General features: G+C 72.7%; 16 protein-coding genes. 14 read left to right on the forward strand and 2 right to left on the reverse strand.

Annotated elements, in window-relative coordinates:
- Window positions 1-112: 112 nt before the first annotated feature.
- From LPA42_RS29795 to LPA42_RS29845, 11 genes are all read left to right on the forward strand, one after another.
- On the forward strand, window positions 113-1,960 hold the full coding sequence (locus LPA42_RS29795) for a glycoside hydrolase family 13 protein (protein WP_077936075.1): 1,848 nt from the start codon (window positions 113-115) through the stop codon (window positions 1,958-1,960).
- Window positions 1,961-2,108: 148 nt separating this feature from the next.
- Window positions 2,109-2,450, forward strand: coding sequence for a hypothetical protein (locus tag LPA42_RS29800; RefSeq protein ID WP_043961820.1), 342 nt, complete (start codon window positions 2,109-2,111; stop codon window positions 2,448-2,450).
- A 275-nt stretch (window positions 2,451-2,725) separates the two neighbouring features.
- Window positions 2,726-3,796, forward strand: a complete 1,071-nt coding sequence (locus tag LPA42_RS29805; RefSeq protein ID WP_077936076.1) for a BMP family protein — start codon at window positions 2,726-2,728, stop codon at window positions 3,794-3,796.
- A gap of 261 nt (window positions 3,797-4,057) precedes the next feature.
- Window positions 4,058-5,551, forward strand: a complete 1,494-nt coding sequence (locus LPA42_RS29810; RefSeq protein ID WP_308291160.1) for an ABC transporter ATP-binding protein — start codon at window positions 4,058-4,060, stop codon at window positions 5,549-5,551.
- On the forward strand, window positions 5,548-6,879 hold the full coding sequence (locus LPA42_RS29815; RefSeq protein ID WP_043961823.1) for an ABC transporter permease: 1,332 nt from the start codon (window positions 5,548-5,550) through the stop codon (window positions 6,877-6,879). The genes LPA42_RS29810 and LPA42_RS29815 overlap by 4 nt, the downstream gene beginning before the upstream one ends.
- A gap of 3 nt (window positions 6,880-6,882) precedes the next feature.
- Window positions 6,883-8,163 carry an ABC transporter permease gene (locus LPA42_RS29820; protein WP_077936078.1) on the forward strand — a complete coding sequence of 427 codons (1,281 nt, stop codon included), beginning with the start codon at window positions 6,883-6,885 and terminating at the stop codon, window positions 8,161-8,163.
- Window positions 8,164-8,310: 147 nt separating this feature from the next.
- Window positions 8,311-9,915: an SGNH/GDSL hydrolase family protein gene (locus LPA42_RS29825; protein ID WP_228987027.1), complete on the forward strand. Its 1,605-nt coding sequence runs from the start codon at window positions 8,311-8,313 to the stop codon at window positions 9,913-9,915.
- A gap of 54 nt (window positions 9,916-9,969) precedes the next feature.
- Entirely contained in the window at window positions 9,970-10,878 is a 909-nt protein-coding gene (locus tag LPA42_RS29830) for a hypothetical protein (protein ID WP_077936080.1), read from the forward strand.
- 63 nt (window positions 10,879-10,941) lie between these two features.
- Window positions 10,942-11,649, forward strand: coding sequence for a cytidine deaminase (locus LPA42_RS29835; protein WP_077936081.1), 708 nt, complete (start codon window positions 10,942-10,944; stop codon window positions 11,647-11,649).
- A 5-nt stretch (window positions 11,650-11,654) separates the two neighbouring features.
- Entirely contained in the window at window positions 11,655-12,935 is a 1,281-nt protein-coding gene (locus LPA42_RS29840) for a thymidine phosphorylase (protein WP_077936082.1), read from the forward strand.
- A 120-nt stretch (window positions 12,936-13,055) separates the two neighbouring features.
- Window positions 13,056-13,736, forward strand: coding sequence for a DUF4272 domain-containing protein (locus LPA42_RS29845; RefSeq protein ID WP_077936083.1), 681 nt, complete (start codon window positions 13,056-13,058; stop codon window positions 13,734-13,736).
- Window positions 13,737-13,748: 12 nt separating this feature from the next.
- Here the strand turns inward: LPA42_RS29845 and LPA42_RS29850 are convergent, their stop codons facing one another.
- Window positions 13,749-14,912, reverse strand: a complete 1,164-nt coding sequence (locus tag LPA42_RS29850; RefSeq protein ID WP_077936090.1) for a putative RNA methyltransferase — start codon at window positions 14,910-14,912, stop codon at window positions 13,749-13,751.
- 63 nt (window positions 14,913-14,975) lie between these two features.
- Between LPA42_RS29850 and LPA42_RS29855 the strand changes: the two genes are divergently transcribed.
- The gene (locus LPA42_RS29855; RefSeq protein WP_077936084.1) at window positions 14,976-16,055 is read left to right on the forward strand and encodes an adenosine deaminase; all 1,080 of its coding nucleotides are present in this window, start codon (window positions 14,976-14,978) and stop codon (window positions 16,053-16,055) included.
- On the opposite strand, the gene LPA42_RS29860 is transcribed toward LPA42_RS29855, so the two are convergent.
- On the reverse strand, window positions 16,056-16,394 hold the full coding sequence (locus tag LPA42_RS29860) for a hypothetical protein (protein ID WP_228987028.1): 339 nt from the start codon (window positions 16,392-16,394) through the stop codon (window positions 16,056-16,058).
- A gap of 460 nt (window positions 16,395-16,854) precedes the next feature.
- Here LPA42_RS29860 and LPA42_RS29865 point away from each other — a divergent pair, with 460 nt between their 5' ends.
- Together LPA42_RS29865 and LPA42_RS29870 are read left to right on the forward strand one after the other, a co-directional pair.
- Window positions 16,855-20,412: a nitrate- and nitrite sensing domain-containing protein gene (locus LPA42_RS29865; protein ID WP_077936086.1), complete on the forward strand. Its 3,558-nt coding sequence runs from the start codon at window positions 16,855-16,857 to the stop codon at window positions 20,410-20,412.
- Window positions 20,409-20,813, forward strand: a complete 405-nt coding sequence (locus LPA42_RS29870; RefSeq protein WP_013283992.1) for a roadblock/LC7 domain-containing protein — start codon at window positions 20,409-20,411, stop codon at window positions 20,811-20,813. Before LPA42_RS29865 ends, LPA42_RS29870 begins: the two co-directional genes overlap by 4 nt.
- The last annotated feature ends 35 nt before the right edge of the window (window positions 20,814-20,848 follow it).

Here is a 20,848-nt window from a genome sequence, read left to right on the forward strand (position 1 = left end):
GCGTCGTGTCGACGTACACCGGAGCGGTTTCCGGGCGGACCGCCGCGGTCGGGTGACCGGCCGCGGCGGGTGCCCGCCCACTCCCCGTCGACCCGACCCGAAAGGCCGCACCATGTCCCCACGCCGCACCGCCGCCCCGGGCCGCACCGTCTCCCCGGGCCCGCACCACGACGGTTCCGCCGCCTACGTCCCCGAGCAGGAACCCGCGCTCGGGCAGACCGTCCCCGTCTTCGTCCGGGTCCCCGCCGGGGCCGACGTGCGCTCCGTGCACGTGCGCAGCACCCCCGACGGCGAGCCGCGCTTCGCCGAGGCCACCGTCGACCGCCGCACCGGCTCCGACGTCTGGTGGCGCGCCGACGTCGAGGTACGCAACCCGGTCAGCAACTACCGGTTCCTGCTCACCGACGCCCGTGGCGACTACCGCTGGCTCACCGCCGCCGGCCTCGCCGACCACGACGTGCCCGACCACGGCGACTTCAAGCTGGTCACCCACGCCCCGCCGCCGGCCTGGGCCCGCGACGCGGTGATCTACCAGATCTTCCCCGACCGGTTCGCCCGCTCCGCCGCCGCCGACGGCCGGACCGCCCCGGACTGGGCCGTCCCCTGCGACTGGGACACCCCCGTGATCGGGCGCGGCCCGCAGACCCCCCGCCAGTTCTACGGCGGCGACCTCGACGGCATCGCCGAGCGGCTCGACCACCTCGACCGGCTCGGCGTCAACACCGTCTACCTCACCCCGATCTTCCCGGCCCGCTCCAACCACCGCTACGACGCGGCCAGCTTCGACACCGTCGACCCACTGCTCGGCGGCGACGCCGCGCTGGCCCGGCTCGCCGACGCGGTGCACGCCCGGGGCTGGCGGCTCCTCGGCGACATCACCAGCAACCACACCGGCGACGCCCACCACTGGTTCACCGCCGCCGTCTCCGACGTGACCGCCCCCGAACGGGAGCTGTACTACTTCGACGCCGTGACCGGGGACTACGAGTCGTGGAACGGGGTGAAGTCGCTGCCGAAGCTCAACTGGGGCAGCGCGGAGCTGCGCCGCCGCTTCGCCACCGCCGAGGACTCGCTGCTGCGCCGCTGGCTGCGCCCGCCGTACTCGCTCGACGGGTGGCGGGTCGACGTGGCGAACATGACCGGGCGGCGCGGCGCGGACGCGTACACCCACGAGGTGGCGCGGCTGCTGCGCGAGGTGGTGGCCGAGACCAGGGCCGACGGGCTGGTGCTCGCCGAGCACGGCCACGACCACACCGGCGACCTGGACCGCGACGGCTGGCACGGCACGATGAACTACGTCGGCTTCACCGACCCCGTCTGGTCCTGGCTGCGCCACGGCGACGAGCCCGTGCCGAACTTCCTCGGCACCCCCGGCGGGGTGCGGCGGCGCGACGCGCACGCCGTGCGGGCCACCCTGGACACCTACCGGTCGCTGGTCTCCTGGCGGTCGTACGTGCACTCGTGGCAGCTCCTCGGCTCGCACGACTCGGCCCGGATCCGCACCGTGGTCGGCGACGCCGCCCGGCAGGAGGTGGCCGCCGGGCTGCTCGCCACCATGCCGGGCACCCCGGTGATCTTCGCCGGGGACGAGCTGGGGCTGACCGGGGCTAACGGGGAGGGCTCGCGTACCCCGATGCCGTGGCACCGGCCGGACAGCTGGGACGCCGGCACGCTCGCCGCGTACCGGAGGCTGATCGCCCTGCGCCGGGCCGAGCCGGCGCTGCGCCACGGCGGCCTGCGCTGGGTGCACGTCGACGCGGACACGCTGGTCTTCCTCCGCGAGACGCCCACCGGCGGCGTGCTGGTGCTGGCCCGGCGCGCGGCCGGCACCCCGGTCCGGATCGCCGGTCTGCCGGCCGCCGAGAACGCCTACGGCGGTGCCCCGGCGCTGCGCCCGGACGCCGACGGCACGGTGACCCTCCCCGCCGACGGCCCCACCTTCCAGCTCTGGCGGCTGTAGTTGGAAGGAAGGGCCCCCTATTAACGCTTTCGGTAGAGAAGGGGACCCCTCTCACGCGGGGTGTTAACAGGGGGCCCTTCCTTGCCTGCGGGGGAGGGCGCGGGCGGGTCCCTACTACAAGACGTCGTTGATAGGGGAGGATGGCCGGATGGAAGCTCTTCGCCTGGTACTCCTCTACGTTCACCTGATCGGGTTCGCGCTGCTGCTCGGCGGCGCGATCGCCCAGTACGTCAGCGGTCGGCTGCGGATCAACGCGGCCATGCTCTGGGGGTCGGTCATCGGCCTGCTGACCGGAATCGGGCTGTCCGCCCCGTTGCGCGACGGCGACGAACCGGCCCCCGCCAAACTTGTTACCAAGTTGGTGCTCGCGCTGCTGATCTTTGTCATGGTCTTCTTCTCCCGTAAGCGGGAGACGGTCAACCGCGGCCACTTCCTCGCGATCGTCGGGTTGACCCTGGTCAACGCGGCGGTGGCGGTCTTCTGGCGCTAACGCCCTGGCCAGGGGAGAGGCCGTGGGAACCGGACGTTCGTGACGCCCGACCGGTCCACTACCGGCACGAGAAGTGATGTGCCCCACCCAAGGGTTACGTAGGGGTAACAGGCACTCAACAGTCGTGCACGATTGTCGGCCGGTGGGTGGGCGCGGGCGTACGCTCCCGTCCGTAACGTGAGACGCCGGCGGCCACAAAGCAGGCCGGCTCAAGGGCTGCCACCGCGCAGAGCGGTGTGCAATGGGAAGGAGACGTCTTGCGCTCTGTGCGTGGGATGCGGATCGCCTCCGCCTTCGTGGCGGGTGGGCTCGTGCTGGGCGCCGCCGCGTGTGGTGAGGCCCCCAAGGACGACAACGGCGCGGGCGATGCAGGCGCCAAGAAGTACAGCGCCTGCATGGTGACCGACGTCGGCGGCATCGACGACAAGTCGTTCAACACCTCCGCCTGGAAGGGCCTGCAGGAGGCCCAGAAGGCCAACAGCAACATCGACATCAAGTACGTCGCGTCGAAGGCCGAGGCGGACTACGAGGTCAACCTGACCCAGTACGTCAACCAGAAGTGCGACTTCATCCTGGCCGTCGGTGGCCTGATGGGTGACGCGACCTCGAAGATCGCGAAGGCGAACCCCAACCAGCAGTTCGGGATCGTCGACTCGAAGCTGCCGGAGACGAACGTCTACCCGATGCAGTTCGACACCGCCCAGGCCGCGTTCCAGGCCGGCTACCTGGCCGCCGGGATGACCAAGTCCGGCAAGGTCGGCACCTACGGCGGCCTGCCGATCCCGCCCGTGACGATCTTCATGGACGGGTTCGCCGACGGCGTCGCGTACTACAACAAGACCAAGAGCAAGAACGTCCAGGTCCTGGGCTGGAACAAGGAGACCCAGAAGGGTTCCTTCACCAACGACTTCGTCAAGCAGGACGAGGGCAAGAAGGTCTCCGACACCCTCGTCGCCCAGGGCGCGGACATCATCATGCCGGTCGCCGGCGGCGCGGGCCTCGGCACCACCGCGGCGGCGCAGGCCTCCGGCGGCAAGTACTCGGCCATCTGGGTCGACGCCGACGGCTGCGAGAGCACCCCGAACTGCCCGGCGCTGCTGACCACCGTGGTCAAGAACATCGCCGACGCCGTCAAGGAGGCCGTGGTCAAGGCCGCCGGCGGGGAGAAGCTCCAGGCCAGCCCGGGCTTCGTGGGCACGCTCGCCAACAACGGCGTGTCGATCGCCCCGTACCACGAGTTCGACAGCAAGGTCCCGGCGGACCTGAAGGCCGAGGTCGAGAAGATCAAGGCCGACATCGCCGCCGGCACCATCACGGTCACCTCGAAGGCCCAGCCGGCCAAGTGACCGCCCCGCCACCCCGCCGCGCTCGCGGCGGCGGGGCCGGCGGGACCCCAGGCACGACGACCGGCCGCCTCGACGCACGCGGGCACACCACCCACGTGGTCGGGGCGGCCGGTCCGCACCACCCGACGCCCGGGCGGACCCGGTGACCGGCGGCTCGGCAGCGGCTACGCTGCACCATCGCTCGCACTCCAGGAGGTTGCGCTGAGACTCGAACTGCGCGGCATCACCAAGCGGTTCGGTGATCTGGTCGCCAACGACCACATCGACCTGACGGTGGAGCCTGGAGAGATCCACGCCCTGCTCGGCGAGAACGGCGCCGGCAAGTCGACCCTGATGAACGTCCTCTACGGGCTCTACCAGCCCGACGAGGGCGAGATCCTGGTCGACGGCACGCCGCTGAAGCTGAAGGGCCCGTCCGACGCCATCGCGGCCGGGATCGGCATGGTGCACCAGCACTTCATGCTGGTGCCGGTCTTCACCGTGGCCGAGAACGTCATGCTCGGGGCCGAGCAGGTCAGGGGCGGCATCGCCGGCTTCCTCGACCGGCGGCGGGCCCGGCGCGAGGTCGCCGAGGTCTCGCAGCGCTACAACCTGCGCGTCGACCCGGACGCGGTGATCGAGGACCTGCCGGTCGGCATCCAGCAGCGGGTGGAGATCGTCAAGGCCCTCACCCGGGACGTCGACCTGCTCATCCTCGACGAGCCGACCGCCGTGCTCACCCCGCAGGAGACCGAGGAACTGCTCACGGTCATGCGGTCGCTCAAGGCCGCCGGCAAGTCGATCGTCTTCATCACCCACAAGCTCGGCGAGGTCAAGGCCATCGCCGACCGGATCACCGTGATCCGGCGCGGGAAGACCGTCGGCACCGCCTCGCCGACCGCCAGCCGCGACGAGCTGGCCGCCCTGATGGTGGGCCGCAGCGTCCGGCTGACCGTGGACAAGCAGCCCGCCACCCCCGGCAAGCCGATCCTGGAGGTCGCCGGCCTGGTCGTGGACGACGACCGGCAGATCCGCGCCGTCGACGGGGTCGACCTGACCGTGCACGCGGGCGAGGTGCTCGGCGTGGCCGGCGTGCAGGGCAACGGGCAGACCGAACTGATCGAGGCGATCATGGGGCTGCGGCCCGTCCTCGCCGGCACCGTCACCCTCGACGGTGAGCAGGTGCACGGCTGGTCGACGAAGAAGGTGCTGCGCGCCGGGGTGGGCTACGTCCCCGAGGACCGCAGCGTCGACGGCCTCGTCAAGGAGTTCAGCGTCGCCGAGAACCTGGTGCTGGACATCTACGACCGGCCGCCCTTCGGCAAGGGGTTGTCCCTGCAACCCGACGCCATCGCGTCCTCGGCGCGGGAACGGATCGAGCAGTTCGACGTCCGTACCCCCTCGGCGGACGCGCCGGTCGGCACCCTCTCCGGCGGCAACCAGCAGAAGGTGATCGTGGCGCGGGAGCTGTCCCGGCCGCTGAAGCTCTTCATCGCCGCCCAGCCGACCCGCGGCGTCGACGTCGGCTCCATCGAGTTCATCCACTCCCGGGTCATCCGGGAACGGGACGTGGGCACCGCCGTCCTGGTCGTCTCCAGCGAACTGGACGAGGTGATCGGCCTGGCCGACCGGATCGCGGTCATGTACCGAGGCCGGGTCATCGGCATCGTCGGCCCGGACACCCCCCGCGAGGAGATCGGCCTGCTGATGGCCGGCATCACCCCCGACGCGGCGACCCCGGCCCCCGACGGCCCCGGTAGCGAGGACGAGGCATGAGCAACCCCAACCCGGCGTCGGGCTCGCCCGACAAGGAGCCGGCGACCGAGGCGCAGGCCGCGCAGGTGGCGGCCGGCGGCGTCGACCGCGCCGCGACGGCCACCGCGCCGAAGCGGCCGGCGCAGGAGCCCCGCCCGTCCCTGGGCCGGCTGTTCCTGGACAACCTGTGGGCGGCCAACACGGTGACCGTCACGGTGCTCGCGGTGCTGCTGGCGATGCTCGTCGGCGCCGTGCTGATCATCGTCTCGGACCCGGACGTGCTGGCCACCTACGGCTACATCACCGCCCGACCGTCCGACGCGCTGAACTCCAGCTGGACGGTGGTCAGCGAGGCGTACGCGAACCTGTTCAAGGGCGCGATCTTCGACCCGGAGGCGTCCGGCTTCACCGCCGCGCTCAGCCCGATCTCGGAGACGCTGACCTACACGGCCCCGCTGGTGTTCACCGGCCTGTCGGTGGCGCTCGCCTTCCGCGGCGGCCTGTTCAACATCGGCGCGCAGGGCCAGGCCACCATCGGCGTCATCCTCGCCGCGCTGGCCGGCTTCCTGCTGCCGCTGCCCCCGGTGCTGCACCTGATCGTGGCCGTGCTCGCCGGCGCGGCCGGCGGCGCGCTCTGGGGGTTCATCCCGGGCATCCTCAAGGCGCGCACCGGCGCCCACGAGGTGATCAACACGATCATGCTCAACTACGTCGCGCTGTACTTCCTCTCCTGGATCATCGTCCAGAGCGGCGTGCAGAACCCGAACCGGGCCGACGCCATCAGCCGGCCCGTCGACTCCTCCGCCCAGTTCCCCCGGCTGCTCGGCGACAACCTGCGGGTGCACGCCGGCATCCTGCTCGCCGTGCTGGCCACCTGGTTCGTCGCCTGGCTGCTCAACCGCTCCACGTTCGGCTTCGAGCTGCGCGCCGTGGGCGCCAACCCGGACGCCGCCCGCACCGCCGGCATCAGCGTCCCCCGCACGTACGTGCTGATGATGGCCATCGCCGGTCTGCTCGCCGGCCTCGGCGGCAGCCAGATGGTGCTCGGCTCCACGGCGAACGCGCTCACCCCGCTGGTGATCGCGCAGATCGGGTTCGACGGCATCCTGGTGGCCCTGCTGGGCCGGGTGAAGCCGTGGGGCGTGCTGCTGGCCGCGCTGCTGTTCGGCGCGCTCCAGGCCGGCGGCAACCGGATGCAGGGGTACGCGGGCATCTCCCTGGAGCTGGTCACCGTGCTCCAGGCGCTGATCGTCATCTTCATCGCCGCGCCGGCCCTGGTGAAGGCGATCTTCCAGCTCCGGGCCGCCCGCGCCGCCCGGTTGCAGACGAGCCTGGCGAAGGGCTGGTAAGGCATGTCAACCATGGCTGTCCCGGACGTGGCGGTGGCCCAGGTCGACGAGGGCTTCTGGACCCGTACCCGAAAGATCGGTGCGGTGCTGCTGGCACTCGGGGTCGTCGCGACGGTGGTCTTCGGGGCCCTCGCCACCGACCAGCAGGCCCGCTTCACCCTCAGCGAGACCGACGGCGGCGCGGCGCTGGAGATCGACGGCACGATCGGCGCGATCCTGTTCGGCGTCATCGCCGCGGCGAGCGGCGTGGCCCTGCTTACCGGGGTGCCCAAGCGCTGGCTCACCACGCTGCTCGGGGTCGGCATCGTCGCCTTCGTGCTGTCGTTCCTGTGCTGGCAGGTCTCGGCCGCCCCCGAGGGGCGCAACTTCATGCCGATGGTCAACATGGTGCGGGGCACGTTCATCCTGGCCCTGCCGCTGATCTTCGGTGCCCTCGCCGGCGTGCTCTGCGAACGGTCCGGCGTGGTCAACGTCGCCATCGAGGGCCAACTGCTGATGGGGGCGTTCAGCGGCGCCCTGTTCGGCAGCCTCTCCGGCAGCGTGTGGGTGGGCCTGGTCGCCGCCGCGATCGGCGGCGCGTTCATCTCGCTGCTGCTCGCCGTGTTCGCCATCCGCTACCTGGTCGACCAGGTCGTCATGGGCATCGTGCTCAACCTGCTGGCCGTCGGCGTCACCGGCTTCCTCTACGAGCGGCTGATGCAGATCGACGCGCAGAAGTACAACTCCGCGCCCCGGTTCGGCACCTGGGAGATCCCGCTGCTCTCCGACATCCCGGTGCTCGGGCCGGCGCTGTTCCGCAGCAACCTCTTCCTCTACGTCGGCCTGCTGCTGGTGCTGGTCATCCACATCGCGCTGTTCCGCACCCGGTGGGGCCTGCGGACCCGGGCCGTCGGCGAGCACCCGACCGCCGCCGACACCCTCGGCGTGAAGGTGCTGCGCGTGCGCTACCGCAACGTGCTGCTGGCCGGGGTGGTGGCCGGGATCGGCGGGGCGTCGTACACGCTCGCGCTCTACTCGTTCACCAAGAACATGATCGGCGGCAAGGGCTTCATCGCCCTCGCCGCGCTGATCTTCGGCCGGTGGAGCCCCACCGGCGCGCTGCTCGCCGCGCTCTTCTTCGGCTTCGCCGACCAGCTCGGCACGTACCTCGGCGCGATCGGCAGCGGCATCCCGAGCCAGTTCCTGGCGATGCTGCCCTACCTCGCGACCATGCTGGCCGTGGCCGGGCTCGTCGGCCGGGTCCGGGCGCCCGCCGCCGACGGCAAGCCGTACATCAAGGGCTGACGCCCGGTCGCCGACACCTGACCGTTGCCCGTGCCCGGCGGCCTGCCCGCCGGGCACGAGCGTCTCCGTCCTGTGCCGTATCGATGACCTGCCGGTGACGGGATGGTCGACCCTTCGCGCAGATTCCCTCGTCTGCGTGAGGTGACCATGAAACGGCCCCTGACAGCCCTGGCGGCGTTGCTCTGCGCCACCACGTTGCTGTCCGCACCGTCCACCGCGACCGCCAAGCCCCCCGGCGGACCGCCCGAGCCCCGACCCGCCGGCAGCACGGAGAAGGCCACCGCGCCGACCCACCCCGACCGGGTGCCGGACCCCGACGCCCGGTTGGGGGCGGGGTGGCGGCGGGCCACGGACCGCGCCGTCACCACCTCCAGCGATGCGACCGGCCTGCACCTGCTCGTCGCCGACGAGGCGCAGGCCTACGCCTGGCGCACGGCGGCGACCCTCGCCGAGCCCGGCCTCGACGCCGACCAGTGGATCGGCCAGGCGTGCGTCACCGGCTCCGGCCGCCGCGCCGTGGTCGTCTACGGCCCCCGGACCTTCACCAACCGGGAACCCCTCATGCAGCGGGGCGGCACCCGACAGGCGAAGTACGTCGTCCGCCGCCCGAACGGCACCACGGAGCACCGGACCATCCCCACCCAGTGGGAGGCCAACAAGTGGGTCAACCTGGGCGTCTTCGACTTCACCGGCAGCGGCACACCGAAGGTGGAGCTGAGCAACTTCACCCTGGACGGCACCGGGGTGCAGGACATCGCCTGGGACGCCATCGCCGTCCAGCCGTTGCCGAGCAAGCCCCGGCACTTCGTGGTCGCGCTGGGCGACTCGTACTCCTCGGGCGAGGGCAGCGGTGCCTACACCCGGGTGAGCGACCAGTACGGCGACGACGCCGCCAACCGCAACTCGTGCCGGCGCAGCCCGAACGCCTGGTCCCAGAAGGCCACCATCCCGGGCGCGCCCGGCACCATCGGCAGCCTGGCGGCCGGCCACAACGTCACCATCGACGCGCAGTTCGTGGCGTGCAGCGGCGCCCGGGCCCACAACGTGATGAGCCCTGACCTGGTCACCGACGGGAAGTGGCAGGGCACCCGGGTCGAAGGCCAGTACGGCGAGATCAGCCAGATCGACCAGGGGTCCCTCAACGCCAACACCACGGCGGTCATGTTCTCGATCGGTGGCAACGACGCCCGCTTCACCAAGGTGGGCGATTCCTGCGCGAAAGGTTTCGACTGCAGCGCGCCGGACTACGTGATGGAGGGGGACAACAAGCCGCTGGGCGAAAAGCAGACGGAACTCATCAACGGCGTCGTCAAGGACTCCGTCCGGGAGGTGGTGCGACAGGTCCGGGTCCGGGCACCCAACGCCAGGATCTTCGTGATGGGGTATCCGCACCTGTTCGAGCCCGGCTGCCAGTACGCCATCACCCTGCCGCCGGCCTTCACGGTCGGCCTCTCCACGAACGAGACCGCGTTCCTCAACAGCCTCGCCGACCAGATGGCCGCCATTTTGCCCTCCGACGCCGCCAACAAGGTCCACGGGATGGACGCCCGCAGCGAGTTCGGCGGGCACGGAATCTGTGCCGCGTCGACCGAGTACCTGAACGGCTTCGTGGTGCCTGATCTGCAGGAGGACGAGGACGGCGATCCGGTGCAGGCCTCCAGCATGGAGACGCTGCATCCCAACCAGGACGGATCCCTTGCCTACGCCCGTATCCTGAACAACTACATGAGTCTCTACGGCTACAACTGGTGATGTTTCGTGGGGCCCGGCTGTTCCCAGCCGGGCCCCACGGTCGGAAGGGCACGCATGCGACTGATCGGGCGGCTCACCTTCGCCGGGGCGCTGGGGGCGCTCGGCGCAGCGGCGCTGACGTCCCTGTGGCACACCGAGGCGATGCTGGTCGCGAGGTGCGAACCGGAGACGATCGGCGCCTGCTTCAGTTGGCGGCTGCCCACGATCCTCGTCGGGCCGCTGGTCGTGACCGCGCTGGTCTGGCTCGCGCTGCGGGCGACCGGTGCCGACCGGGCGCTGCCGGCCGCCCTCCTCGGGGCGATCGCCACCGCCGACGCCGTCCTGCTCCACGAGGCGTTCCAGCCGCGCTGGACGCCGCCGCCCGCCTGGCTCGCCGCCTGCCTCGGTGCGGCCGGTTTCACCGCGGGCGTCCTGCTGGGGGCAGCCCGGCTGCCGATGGCCGCACAGGCCGGGGCGGCGGTGGTGCTGTTGCTGGTGCCGGTCGCCGTATTCCCCCTCCTGCACAAGGCGACGCGGCGAAGCGAGCGGGCCCAGGCGTTCGCCCAGCTCGGGGTGCCCCTGATGGTGGCCGAGGTGGACGGCTACCGGGTCACCGCCGCACTCACCGATCGCAGCGACCGCAGGCTCTCCGTGTGGATGTCCAAGGGCGAGTCCTCGCTGTCGATCGTCGTGGTGCCCCTGCCCGTCGGCTTCAGCCCGCCCGCCGACTGCGGCCTTACCATCGACGATCTCTATGGCGACCGACCTGCCGGCGGCCCGCCGGCCGTGCTGTCGTGCCGGGCGGTGGGCCCGGACCACTGGGTGCGCACCGAGGGCGAGGACCAGGTCCACCTGGTCCGGAGGAACGACGCACTGGTGTACGTCGACCCCGGTGCCGACGTGCCGGCCGCCGACGTGGCGACGGCGGCGGCGCACCTGACCGAGGTGACCCCGGATCGACTGGCGGAACTGGCCGTGGCCTGAGCCCGGGCGCGATGCCCCCGCCCTGCTCGCCCCTGACCGGCGTGAATTGGGCAGAATGGTGGAATGACCGAGATCGACTGGGAGCGCCTGCGGGCCGCCGCCACCGAGGTGATGCGGCACGCGTACGTGCCGTACTCGAAGTTCCCCGTCGGGGCCGCCGCCCTCGTCGACGACGGCCGGATCGTGGTCGGCTGCAACGTGGAGAACGCCGCGTACGGGGTGGTGCTCTGCGCCGAGTGCGGGGTGGTCTCCTCGCTGCACGCCACCGGCGGCGGCCGGATCGTCGCCCTGTCCTGCGTCGACGCCACCGGCGAGCCGCTGATGCCGTGCGGCCGGTGCCGGCAACTGCTCTGGGAGCAGGGCGGCCCGCGCTGCCTGATCGAAGCCAAGGACGGCCCGCTGACCATGGCGGAGCTGCTGCCGCACGCGTTCGACGTGGCCGACCTGGAGGCGGTGACCGGCGAACGGCCGGTGCCCGTGGTGCCGGACCGGCTGGCCGCCTGGCGGGGGCGGGGCACCGTCTTCGTGCACGCCGACCTGTCGGCGGGGCGGCAGGTGTGGACGGCGTACTGGGAGCGGTCGGCCGGGGACACCGAGGGCGCCGAGACCGGCGTGCTGGAGGAGGGCCCGAGCTGGGACGAGGCGGCCGAGGCGGTGGCCTGGGGGCTCGCCCGCACCCCGCGCGTCGTGGTGGTGGACGCGACGGGCACCATCTTCTGGGCCGGCGAGGGGGAGCCGCCGCAGGAGATCCCGACTCGGTGGGGTGGTTGAGACTGATGAGTGCCTTCACGGCGGTGGACGTCATCCGCGCCAAGCGGGACGGCGGGGTGCTGGGCGACGCCCAGATCGACTGGGTCGTCGACGCGTACACGAAGGGCCTGGTCGCCGACGAGCAGATGTCGGCGCTGGCGATGGCGATCCTGCTGCGCGGGATGACCGCGCCGGAGATCGCCCGGTGGACCGCCGCGATGATCGCCAGCGGCGAGCGGCTGGACCTCTCCGCCGTCGACCGGCCGACCGTCGACAAGCACTCCACCGGCGGCGTCGGTGACAAGATCACCCTTCCGCTCACCCCGCTGGTCGCCGCCTGCGGCGGCGCGGTGCCGCAGCTCTCCGGGCGCGGGCTCGGCCACACCGGCGGCACGCTGGACAAGCTGGAGTCGATCCCGGGCTGGCGGGCCGCGCTCAGCAACGACGAGTTCATCCGCCAGCTCCGCGAGGTGGGCGCGGTGATCTGCGCGGCGGGCGCGGGTCTCGCCCCGGCCGACCGCAAGCTGTACGCGCTGCGCGACGTCACCGGCACCGTCGAGGCGATCCCCCTGATCGCCAGCTCGATCATGAGCAAGAAGATCGCCGAGGGCACCGGCGCGCTGGTGCTCGACGTGAAGGTCGGGTCCGGGGCGTTCATGAAGTCCGTCGACGACGCCCGCGAGCTGGCCCGCACGATGGTCGAGCTGGGCGGCGCGCACGGCGTCCGGACGGTCGCCCTGCTCACCGACATGTCCACCCCGCTCGGGCTGGCCGTCGGCAACGCCGTCGAGGTCACCGAGTCGGTCGAGGTGCTGGCCGGCGGCGGGCCCGCCGACGTGGTGGAGCTGACCCTCGCCCTGGCCCGGGAGATGCTCGACGCGGCGGGGCTGCCCGACGCCGACCCCGGCGCGGCGCTGCGCGACGGCCGCGCCATGGACGCCTGGCGGGCGATGATCCGCGCCCAGGGCGGCGACCCGGACGCGCCCATGCCCACCGCACCCGAGGTGGAGGTGGTCCGCGCCGACGCCGACGGCTTCGTGGCGTCGGTCGACGCGTACGCGATCGGGGTGGCCGCCTGGCGGCTCGGCGCGGGCCGCGCCCGCAAGGAGGACCCGGTGAGCGTCCCGTCGGGGGTGGTGCTGCACAAGCGCCCCGGCGACCCGGTGCGGGCCGGCGAGCCGCTGTACGAGCTGCGCGCCGAGCACGCCGCCCGGATCCCGGCGGCGCTGGCCGAGGCCGCCCGGGCGGTACGCATCTCGCCGACCGCCCCGGCCGCGAAGCCGCTGGTCATCGAGCGGATCGGCTGACCTGTCCCCGCGTCCGTCCCGGCACCCACCTGTCGTGGTGCCGACCGCCGTTAACCGCTATTCTCCCAGGCCAGGGGGACGACCGGCGCTTAGCCGATGCGACTGACAGGGGTCTGAGCCGTGCGCGTACCCGCTCCCGACCCGCGCGAGGTCCGTGACGCCAGCCTGGACGAGCTGTCCCGGCTGGGGCTGCCGCTGCCACCCGAGCAGTTCCCGCTGGTGTGGGAGCCCGGGGACGAGATCGAGCTGCGGCCGACGGTGGAGATCGAGGCGCGCATCGCCGTGCTGCACGTGATCCTGGCCCGGTGCTTCGGCATGCCCGCGCAGGCGGCGATGAGCTGGCTGCTCAACTCCCACCTGGTCGACATGGTCACCCCGCCCGAGTGGCAGTTCGTGATGGGCGGCCGGGGCGACCACCGGTCGTTCGTGCTGCACCACGACGCGCTGTTCTCGCTGGCCTGGGTGCTCGGCCTGACCAAGCAGCTCGACCCGACGCTGCCGGTCGACGATCGCCTGGTGGAGCGGCTGCCGCACATCGCGGGCGGGGAGACCTTCGCGCACTGGCGCTCCCGCATCCTGGCCGCGCCCCAGCACCCGGCCGACGCGGCGGCCCTGCTCGACCTGCACTACTGCCTCGACTGGGCGTACCTGGAACTGGAGCGGGACGGGCGGTCGCGGCCCGGCCTGGTCGACGCCAACGCGATCGGTCAGCGCCGGTGGGCGCTGGAGTGGGCGGTGGTCCTGCGCGGGCCCTACCACGACGAACCGCCGGGCTGGGAAGAGGTCGACCTGTCCACCTGAGGCGGCGGGCGTTCAGCGGGGACGGTACACGCCGAGCCGGACCGCGAGGGTCACCCCGACCGGCTCGGGCAGGGCGGCGATCCGGGCGGCGAGGACGGCCGGGTCCGTGTGTCGGGCGCTGGGCCCCATCCCGACCAGCGTGGCGACCTCCGGCGCGGTCAGTTCCAGCCGGGCCCGCAGCACGCTCTCGGCGGCCTGGTCGAAGTGGTCGGCCAGGCTCCCGGCGACCCGGTCCGCCTTGTCGGGATCGACCTTCAGCAGGCCGAGCGCGTCGACCAGTTCGGCGAGGTGGTCCTCGGCCGGGGTGACCACGAGCAGCACGCCCGCCGGGTGGAGCACCCGGCGGAACTCCGCGCCGTTGCGCGGGGCGAAGACGTCGAGCAGCACGGCGACGCTGCCGTCGGCCAGCGGAAGCCGCCGCCAGGTGTCGGCGAGCGCGGCCGCCGCGCGCGGGTGGGCCCGCGCCGCCCGGCGCAGCGCCGGCTTGGAGACGTCCAGGGCCAGGCCCACGGCGTCGGGCAGCGCCGCCAGCACCGCGGCGAGGTGCCGGCCCGTGCCCGCCCCGGCGTCCACCACCAGCGGGTACGCCCCGACGGCCCGGCCGGTTCCGCCGGGTGTTGCGGGCTCGGCGGGCGTTGCTGGCTCCGCGTGTCGCGGGCCGGGGCGACCGACTCCGTGTGCCCCCTTTGCTCTGCACCCGCATACGCAGCGGTCACCCACCGTCACCGCTGCGCCCACGGGTGCAGAGCAAAGGGCCTGCGGGATGGGTGCGTCAGCCGCCGGGCGGCCTGTCGCGGGGGCCTCAGCCGCCGGTTGGCCCGTCGCGGGGGCGTCAGCCAACCGGCCCGTCGCGTCGGGGGCACCAGCCGCCGGGCCGTCCTGCCCCTCGTCGGCCACGGGCGCGGCACCCAGCGCCGCGAGCGCGGCGGCGGCGAGCGCGGCCGAGACCGGGTCGTAGTGCCCGGCGGCGAGGAAGTCGGCCCGGGCGGCCACCATCTCGGCGGTGTCGCCCGCGTGCGGGGCCCGGCCGGCGAGCAGGTCGACGTAGCCCTGACGGGCGACGTCGAAGCTGTGCCGGCGCGGGCAGCGCAGCGCCCGGGCGGTCCCGGTGGCGGCCTCGGTGAGCGGTTCCGCGCAGACCGGGCAGCGCAGCCGGCCGACGATGCGGGGGTCCATCACCGCGCCATCCTCCCAGCCGGTCGCGTCGGCGGCCCGTCCGGTGGCCACTAGGGTCTCAGCATGGTCGCAATCTCATACGAGGACATCGTCAAGGCTCCCAAGGCGCTGCTGCACGACCACCTCGACGGCGGCCTGCGGCCGGCGACGATCGTCGAGCTGGCCGCCGAGGTCGGCCACGAGTTGCCCACCACCGACCCCGGGGCGCTCGGCCGCTGGTTCGTCGAGGCGGCGGACTCCGGTTCGCTGGAGCGCTACCTGGAGACGTTCGCCCACACCGTGGCCGTCATGCAGACCGCGCCCGCGCTGCGCCGGGTGGCCCGGGAGTGCGCCCAGGACCTGGCCGCCGACGGCGTCGTCTACGCGGAGGTGCGGTTCGCCCCCGAGCAGCACCTGGAACGGGACCTGACCCTGGACGAGGTGGTCGAGGCGGTCGTCGCCGGGTTCGCCGAGGGCACGGCGCTCGCCGCCGACGCCGGCCACCAGATCCGCGTGGGCACCCTGCTCACCGCGATGCGGCACGCCGCCCGGTCGCAGGAGATCGCCGAGCTGGCCGTACGGCACCGCGACGGCGGGGTGGTGGGCTTCGACATCGCCGGGGCGGAGGCGGGCTTCCCGCCCACCCGGCACCTCGACGCGTTCGAATACCTCCAGCGGGAGAACTTCCACTTCACCATCCACGCCGGCGAGGCGTTCGGGTTGCCGTCGATCTGGCAGGCCATCCAGTGGTGCGGCGCGGACCGCCTCGGCCACGGGGTGCGGATCGTCGACGACATCACCCCCGGCGACGACCGGCCGACGCTGGGCCGGCTGGCCGCGTACGTGCGGGACAAGCGGATCCCGCTGGAGCTGTGCCCGTCGTCGAACGTGCAGACCGGCGCGGCGGCGTCGATCGCCGAGCACCCGATCGGGCTGCTGCGCGACCTGCGGTTCCGGGTCACCGTGAACACCGACAACCGGCTGATGAGCGGCACCTCGATGTCCCGGGAGATGGCGCTGCTGGTGGAGGCCTTCGGCTACGGCTGGAAGGAACTCCAGTGGTTCACGATCAACGCGATGAAGAGCGCGTTCATCCCGTTCGACGAGCGGCTGGTCATCATCGACGAGGTGATCAAGCCGGCGTACGCGAAGCTGCTGGGCTGATCACGGGTGGTGCGGGTGGCCGGCGAGCAGGTCGGCCACCCGGCGCAGCACCTCGCGGGCGGGGGCCGGACGGGCGCCGAGCCCCGCCTGGCGGCGCAGCACCGCCGGCTCCGCCCGCAGCAGGGCCAGCCCGCGCCGCAGCAGCACCCGGGGGGCCTTGCGCTGCTCGGCCAGGTCGCGGGCGAGCCGCCGGAGGAAGGTGGTGCCGCGCGGCCGGCGCAGCGCGTACGCCCCGGCGAGCAGCCCCTGCCGCCGGCACTCCTCGACGATCTCGGCGGCGAATATCCCTTCGGCGACGAAAAGTGGCGATCCGGTCACCTCGAATGGCCGGGTGGCCACTTGCCGGTCCGCGCTGATCGCATAAACCGGCACTTCGGCCTTGCCGTCGCGGGCCAGTCGGGCAATCGTTTCCACGGCCGCCCCGGCGTCCCACGAGCGGGGCGAGTCCCAGTCCACAAGGCCGTCGTGGCGCGGCAACGTAGGGTCATCACCGTCCTTGTAGAAGTCGTCGAGACAGAGGACGGGAAGCCCGGTTCGTTGGGCTATGTACGACTTTCCGGAGCCAGAGGGGCCGGCTAAAAGGATGACACGACGGGGGTGTTCCATTACTCTCAGTCACTCCGGCCAGACGGATTGCGAGCAAATTGCATCAACATCTCATCACACCTTCGGCGACGGCCGGCCTGGGCTTTCTCTTTGGAACACGGCGTGATGGAATCTCGGAGGTCCGACCCGCCGGGTCGGTCGCTGGGCGTTGCCCGGGGCAACGCGCGGGCGCTGTGATCGCGAGGGCGGTGACGTGAGCAAACGACCGAAGACGGCGGGTTCCTTCCTGTCGCGACTGCGTCGGCCGGCCGGCCGGCTCCGCGACATGCCGATCTGGTCCAAGCTCGGTCTCATCATGATCGTGCCGACCATCGCCACGGTCGTCGTCGGCACCAGTGGCCTCGTCGACAACCTGGACACGCTGAACAACGCCAACCGCTCCGGCGACCTGGCCAACCTGGTGGGCTACTCGGGCGACCTGGTCAACAGCCTGCAGGACGAGCGCACCTCCGCGGTGCTGCTGCTCGGCGCGAACGGCGACCAGGCCAAGGCGCAATACCAGGAGGCGTACAACCGGGTCAACGGCCGGGTCGACCGGGACAAGGCGCCGTACCTGAGCCAGCGGGCCAAGGTCGAAGACCTGCCGAACAGCCTGGAGAACATCCTCGACGGCATCGACCAGAACCTGAAGGACCTGCCCGGCACCCGCAGTCAGGTCTTCAACGGCAAGCTGAAGATCATCGACGCCATGCAGGCGTACGAGGGTCTGATCAACGACCTGCTCTCCATCCGCGACTCCGCCACCCAGCTCGCCGGTGACAACGACCTGAGCGACCGGATGCGCGCCGCGGCCGCCGTCGCCCGGGAGAAGGAATACCTCTCGGTCCGCCGGGTCGTGGTGCACCGGGCGCTCATCCAGCGCGAGCTGACCCCCATCCTGCGCACCGACTACATCGCCAGCGGCACCGGTCAGCAGCAGGCGCTGCAGAGCTTCAAGGCGGTGGCCAGCCAGGCCGAGGCGGACCTGCACGACCAGACCGTCGCGGGCGGCGACCGGCGCGAGGCGCAGAACTACACCGGCTGGCTCGACGGCAACATCAACGGCAGCATGGCCGACGCGCCGTTCGGGCCGGACCAGTGGGACGCGGCCATGGTCGCCAACGCCAAGCTGATCCGTACGGTCGAGGCGACGCTGGACGGCGACGTCGTCAAGCAGGCCGACGCGCTCCGCTCCGACGTGCAGCGCACGGTGTTCCTCCAGACCGGCCTGCTGCTCAGCATGCTGCTGCTGGCCATCCTGTTCGCGTACCTCGTCGCCCGGTCGATGGCCCGGTCGCTGCGCGACCTGCGGCAGGGCGCGCTCAACATCGCCCAGTACGGCCTGCCTCAGGCCGTCGCCCGGCTGCGCGACCCGCAGCTGTCCAGCCAGCTCTCCCCGGTCCAGGCGGCCAACCAGATCGCCGAGCCGCTGCCGGTGCGCAGCAAGGACGAGTTCGGTCAGGTGACCGAGGCGTTCAACGCGGTCCACCTGGAGGCCGTGCGGACGGCGGCCGAGCAGGCCGCGCTGCGCGCCTCCGTCGCGACCATGTTCGTCAACCTGGCCCGCCGCTCGCAGATCCTGGTCGACCGGCTGATCGGCCACCTCGACCGGCTGGAGCGCGGCGAGGAGGACCCGGACCGGCTGGCCGAGCTGTTCCAGCTCGACCACCTCGCGACCCGGATGCGCCGCAACGACGAGAACCTGCTGGTGCTCGCCGGCGCCGACTCCACCCGCGTGCAGCGCGAGCCGGCGGCGCTGATCGACGTGCTGCGGGCCGCCCAGTCCGAGGTCGAGCACTACACCCGCATCGAGTTCGGGGTGATCGACCGCGACATCGAGGTCGCCGCGCACGCGGTCAACGACCTGGTCCACCTGGTCGCCGAGCTGTTCGACAACGCGACCGCCTTCTCGCCGCCCGACTCGCAGGTGATGGTGGAGGCCCGCCGGGTCGGCGACCGGGCCAGCCTCTACGTCGAGGACCGGGGCATCGGCATCAGCGTCGAGCAGCTCCACGAGCTCAACGAGCGCCTCGCCACGCCGCCGCAGGTGGACGTGGCCGTCTCCCGGATGATGGGTCTGGTCGTGGTCGCCCGCCTGGCCTCCCGGCACGGCGTGAAGGTCGAGCTTCGGCCCGGCAACGACCGGGGCACCGTCGCCGACGTGACCCTGCCCACCACCGTGCTGGTGCCCCGTGCGCTCTCCGGCCGGGTCCAGCAGCCCGGCGCGCTGCCGGCCCCGCCCGCGCAGCTCACCGGCTCGCAGTCGGGCGGGCCCACCCCGACCCTGGGCGCCTTCGCGGCCTTCGGCAACGGCCCCGCCGCCCCCGCGCCCAGCCAGCGGCCGGGGCACTCGGGCAACCAGGTCACCCTGGGCGGCCGCTCCTTCGACCCGGCCTCGCGCAACGGCCACGGCACGCCCGCGTCGGCCGGTTCCACGCGGTCGATGCCGGCCTGGTCGGACCTCACCGGTGCCGGTGGTGCCGCAGGCGGCGTCCCGGCCCCCCGCACCTCCAACGGGCAGCAGATCGACCCGCTGCCGCAGCGGCGGTCCCCCGGTGACGGTGACCCGGCCAGCAGCGGCCAGCAGCCGGCGATTCCCCGGCAGCTGCCGAGCAGCCCGGAGGCCCGCGGATGGACCTCGCCGCCGGTTTCGGTGCCGCCGGTCTCCGCGCCCCCGATTCCGCCGGTCTCGGCACCGCCCGCCTCTGCCTTCCCGGTGTCTGGTCAGCCCGTCTCGGCGGCACCGGTGTCGGGCCAGCCCGTCTCGGCCGCACCGGTGTCTGGTCAGCCCGTCTCCGCTCAACCGGTGTCCGGTCAGCCGGCCGGCACGCCCGTCTCCGGTCAGCCGTACGCGGCGCAGCCACTGCCCAGCCGGCCGGTCCCCTCGGCCCAGGCGCCGGTGGCGCCCCCGGCCTGGCCTCCGGTGGCGACCCCGGAGCCGGCCACCCCGCCGGTGCCGGAGCGCCTCGCGGCCGCCCTGGACATGACCACGGAGCTGCCCCGGGTGCCGCGAACCGAGGTGCCCAGCGCTCCGGCAACTCCGCCGACCCCCGCCCGGCCGACACCCCCGCAGGCCCAGACCCGGCAGCAGCGGTACGCGGACGAGACGATGGAGCTGCCGATCTTCCGGGAGCTGGAGTCGGCCTGGTTCCGCACCCGCCGCGCGGGCGCGGAGGAGGCGGCGGGCCCCACCCAGCCCGCAGCGACCAACGGCGCCGGAAGCTCGGCGAACAGCGCCGTGACCCAGCAGTTCTCCGCGGTCGACGTCACCGGCCGGGCCGTCCAGACACCAGCACCCCGGACGACAGGTAACGCACCGATGGCAGACACCCCGATGGCCGGAGGAGTGCCCCGCGACAACGGATCGCCGACCAACGGCGGCGGTCGCCCCGGTCCCGCCGATGCCTTCACCGGCCGGCGGCCCACGTCGCAGGGCAACGCCTGGCAAACGGCCGCAGACGACGGCTGGCGGGCCGCCTCGGCGGCGACCGAGGTCCCAGTGGCGGAGACCACCCGCAAGGGCCTGCCGAAGCGGGTGCCGATGGCCCAGCTTGTGCCCGGCGGGGTGGAGAAGCCCACCACGTCGGTCCAGCGCCGCACACCGGAGGGCGTCCGCGGTCTGCTCTCGGCATACCATCGAGGCGTGCAGCGCGGGCGTACCCAGCCCGACGGCAACCCGACCAACCCGGAGGAAGCTTCGGGTGGGCAGCAATCCTCGCAGTCTGGCTCAGGCCCGGTGGCCGGGAGCGGGCAGAAGGAGCAACAAGGATGACAACTACGCAGGATCTCGGTTGGCTGCTGGCCAACTTCGCCGACCGGGTGCCCGGTGTCGCGCACGCGGTCGCCGTCTCCGCGGACGGTCTGCTCCTCGCGTCGTCACGAGACCTTCCGCGTGACCGGGCCGACCAGCTCGCCGCGATCGCGTCCGGCCTGGTCAGCCTCACGCAGGGGGCGGCCCGCTGCTTCGAGGGCGGCGCGGTGCTGCAGACCGTGGTCGAGATGGACAACGGTTTCCTGTTCCTGATGTCCATCTCGGACGGCTCGTCCTTCGCCGTGCTCGCCGCCCGCAGCTGCGACGTCGGGCAGGTCGGATACGAGATGGCCCTCCTGGTCGACCGGGTGGGCGACGCGTTGACCCCGCAGCCGCGTACGGCTGTGGGGATGATGGGCTGACCCGCGCGCTGGCCGGTGGGTCAGGCGGGACGGCA

It is taken from the genome of Micromonospora sp. DH13 (assembly GCF_020873825.1).
GTDB classification, from domain to species: Bacteria; Actinomycetota; Actinomycetes; order Mycobacteriales; family Micromonosporaceae; genus Micromonospora; species Micromonospora haikouensis.

Coding starts and splice junctions, on each gene's coding strand:
- LPA42_RS29815 (WP_043961823.1), top strand. CDS start 5,548: ATGAGCAACCCCAACCCGGCGTCGGGCTCGCCCGACAAGGAGCCGGCG.
- LPA42_RS29820 (WP_077936078.1), top strand. CDS start 6,883: ATGTCAACCATGGCTGTCCCGGACGTGGCGGTGGCCCAGGTCGACGAG.
- LPA42_RS29805 (WP_077936076.1), top strand. CDS start 2,726: ATGCGGATCGCCTCCGCCTTCGTGGCGGGTGGGCTCGTGCTGGGCGCC.
- LPA42_RS29855 (WP_077936084.1), top strand. CDS start 14,976: ATGGTCGCAATCTCATACGAGGACATCGTCAAGGCTCCCAAGGCGCTG.
- LPA42_RS29850 (WP_077936090.1), bottom strand. CDS start 14,912: ATGGACCCCCGCATCGTCGGCCGGCTGCGCTGCCCGGTCTGCGCGGAA.
- LPA42_RS29800 (WP_043961820.1), top strand. CDS start 2,109: ATGGAAGCTCTTCGCCTGGTACTCCTCTACGTTCACCTGATCGGGTTC.
- LPA42_RS29795 (WP_077936075.1), top strand. CDS start 113: ATGTCCCCACGCCGCACCGCCGCCCCGGGCCGCACCGTCTCCCCGGGC.
- LPA42_RS29840 (WP_077936082.1), top strand. CDS start 11,655: ATGAGTGCCTTCACGGCGGTGGACGTCATCCGCGCCAAGCGGGACGGC.
- LPA42_RS29830 (WP_077936080.1), top strand. CDS start 9,970: ATGCGACTGATCGGGCGGCTCACCTTCGCCGGGGCGCTGGGGGCGCTC.
- LPA42_RS29870 (WP_013283992.1), top strand. CDS start 20,409: ATGACAACTACGCAGGATCTCGGTTGGCTGCTGGCCAACTTCGCCGAC.
- LPA42_RS29825 (WP_228987027.1), top strand. CDS start 8,311: ATGAAACGGCCCCTGACAGCCCTGGCGGCGTTGCTCTGCGCCACCACG.
- LPA42_RS29835 (WP_077936081.1), top strand. CDS start 10,942: ATGACCGAGATCGACTGGGAGCGCCTGCGGGCCGCCGCCACCGAGGTG.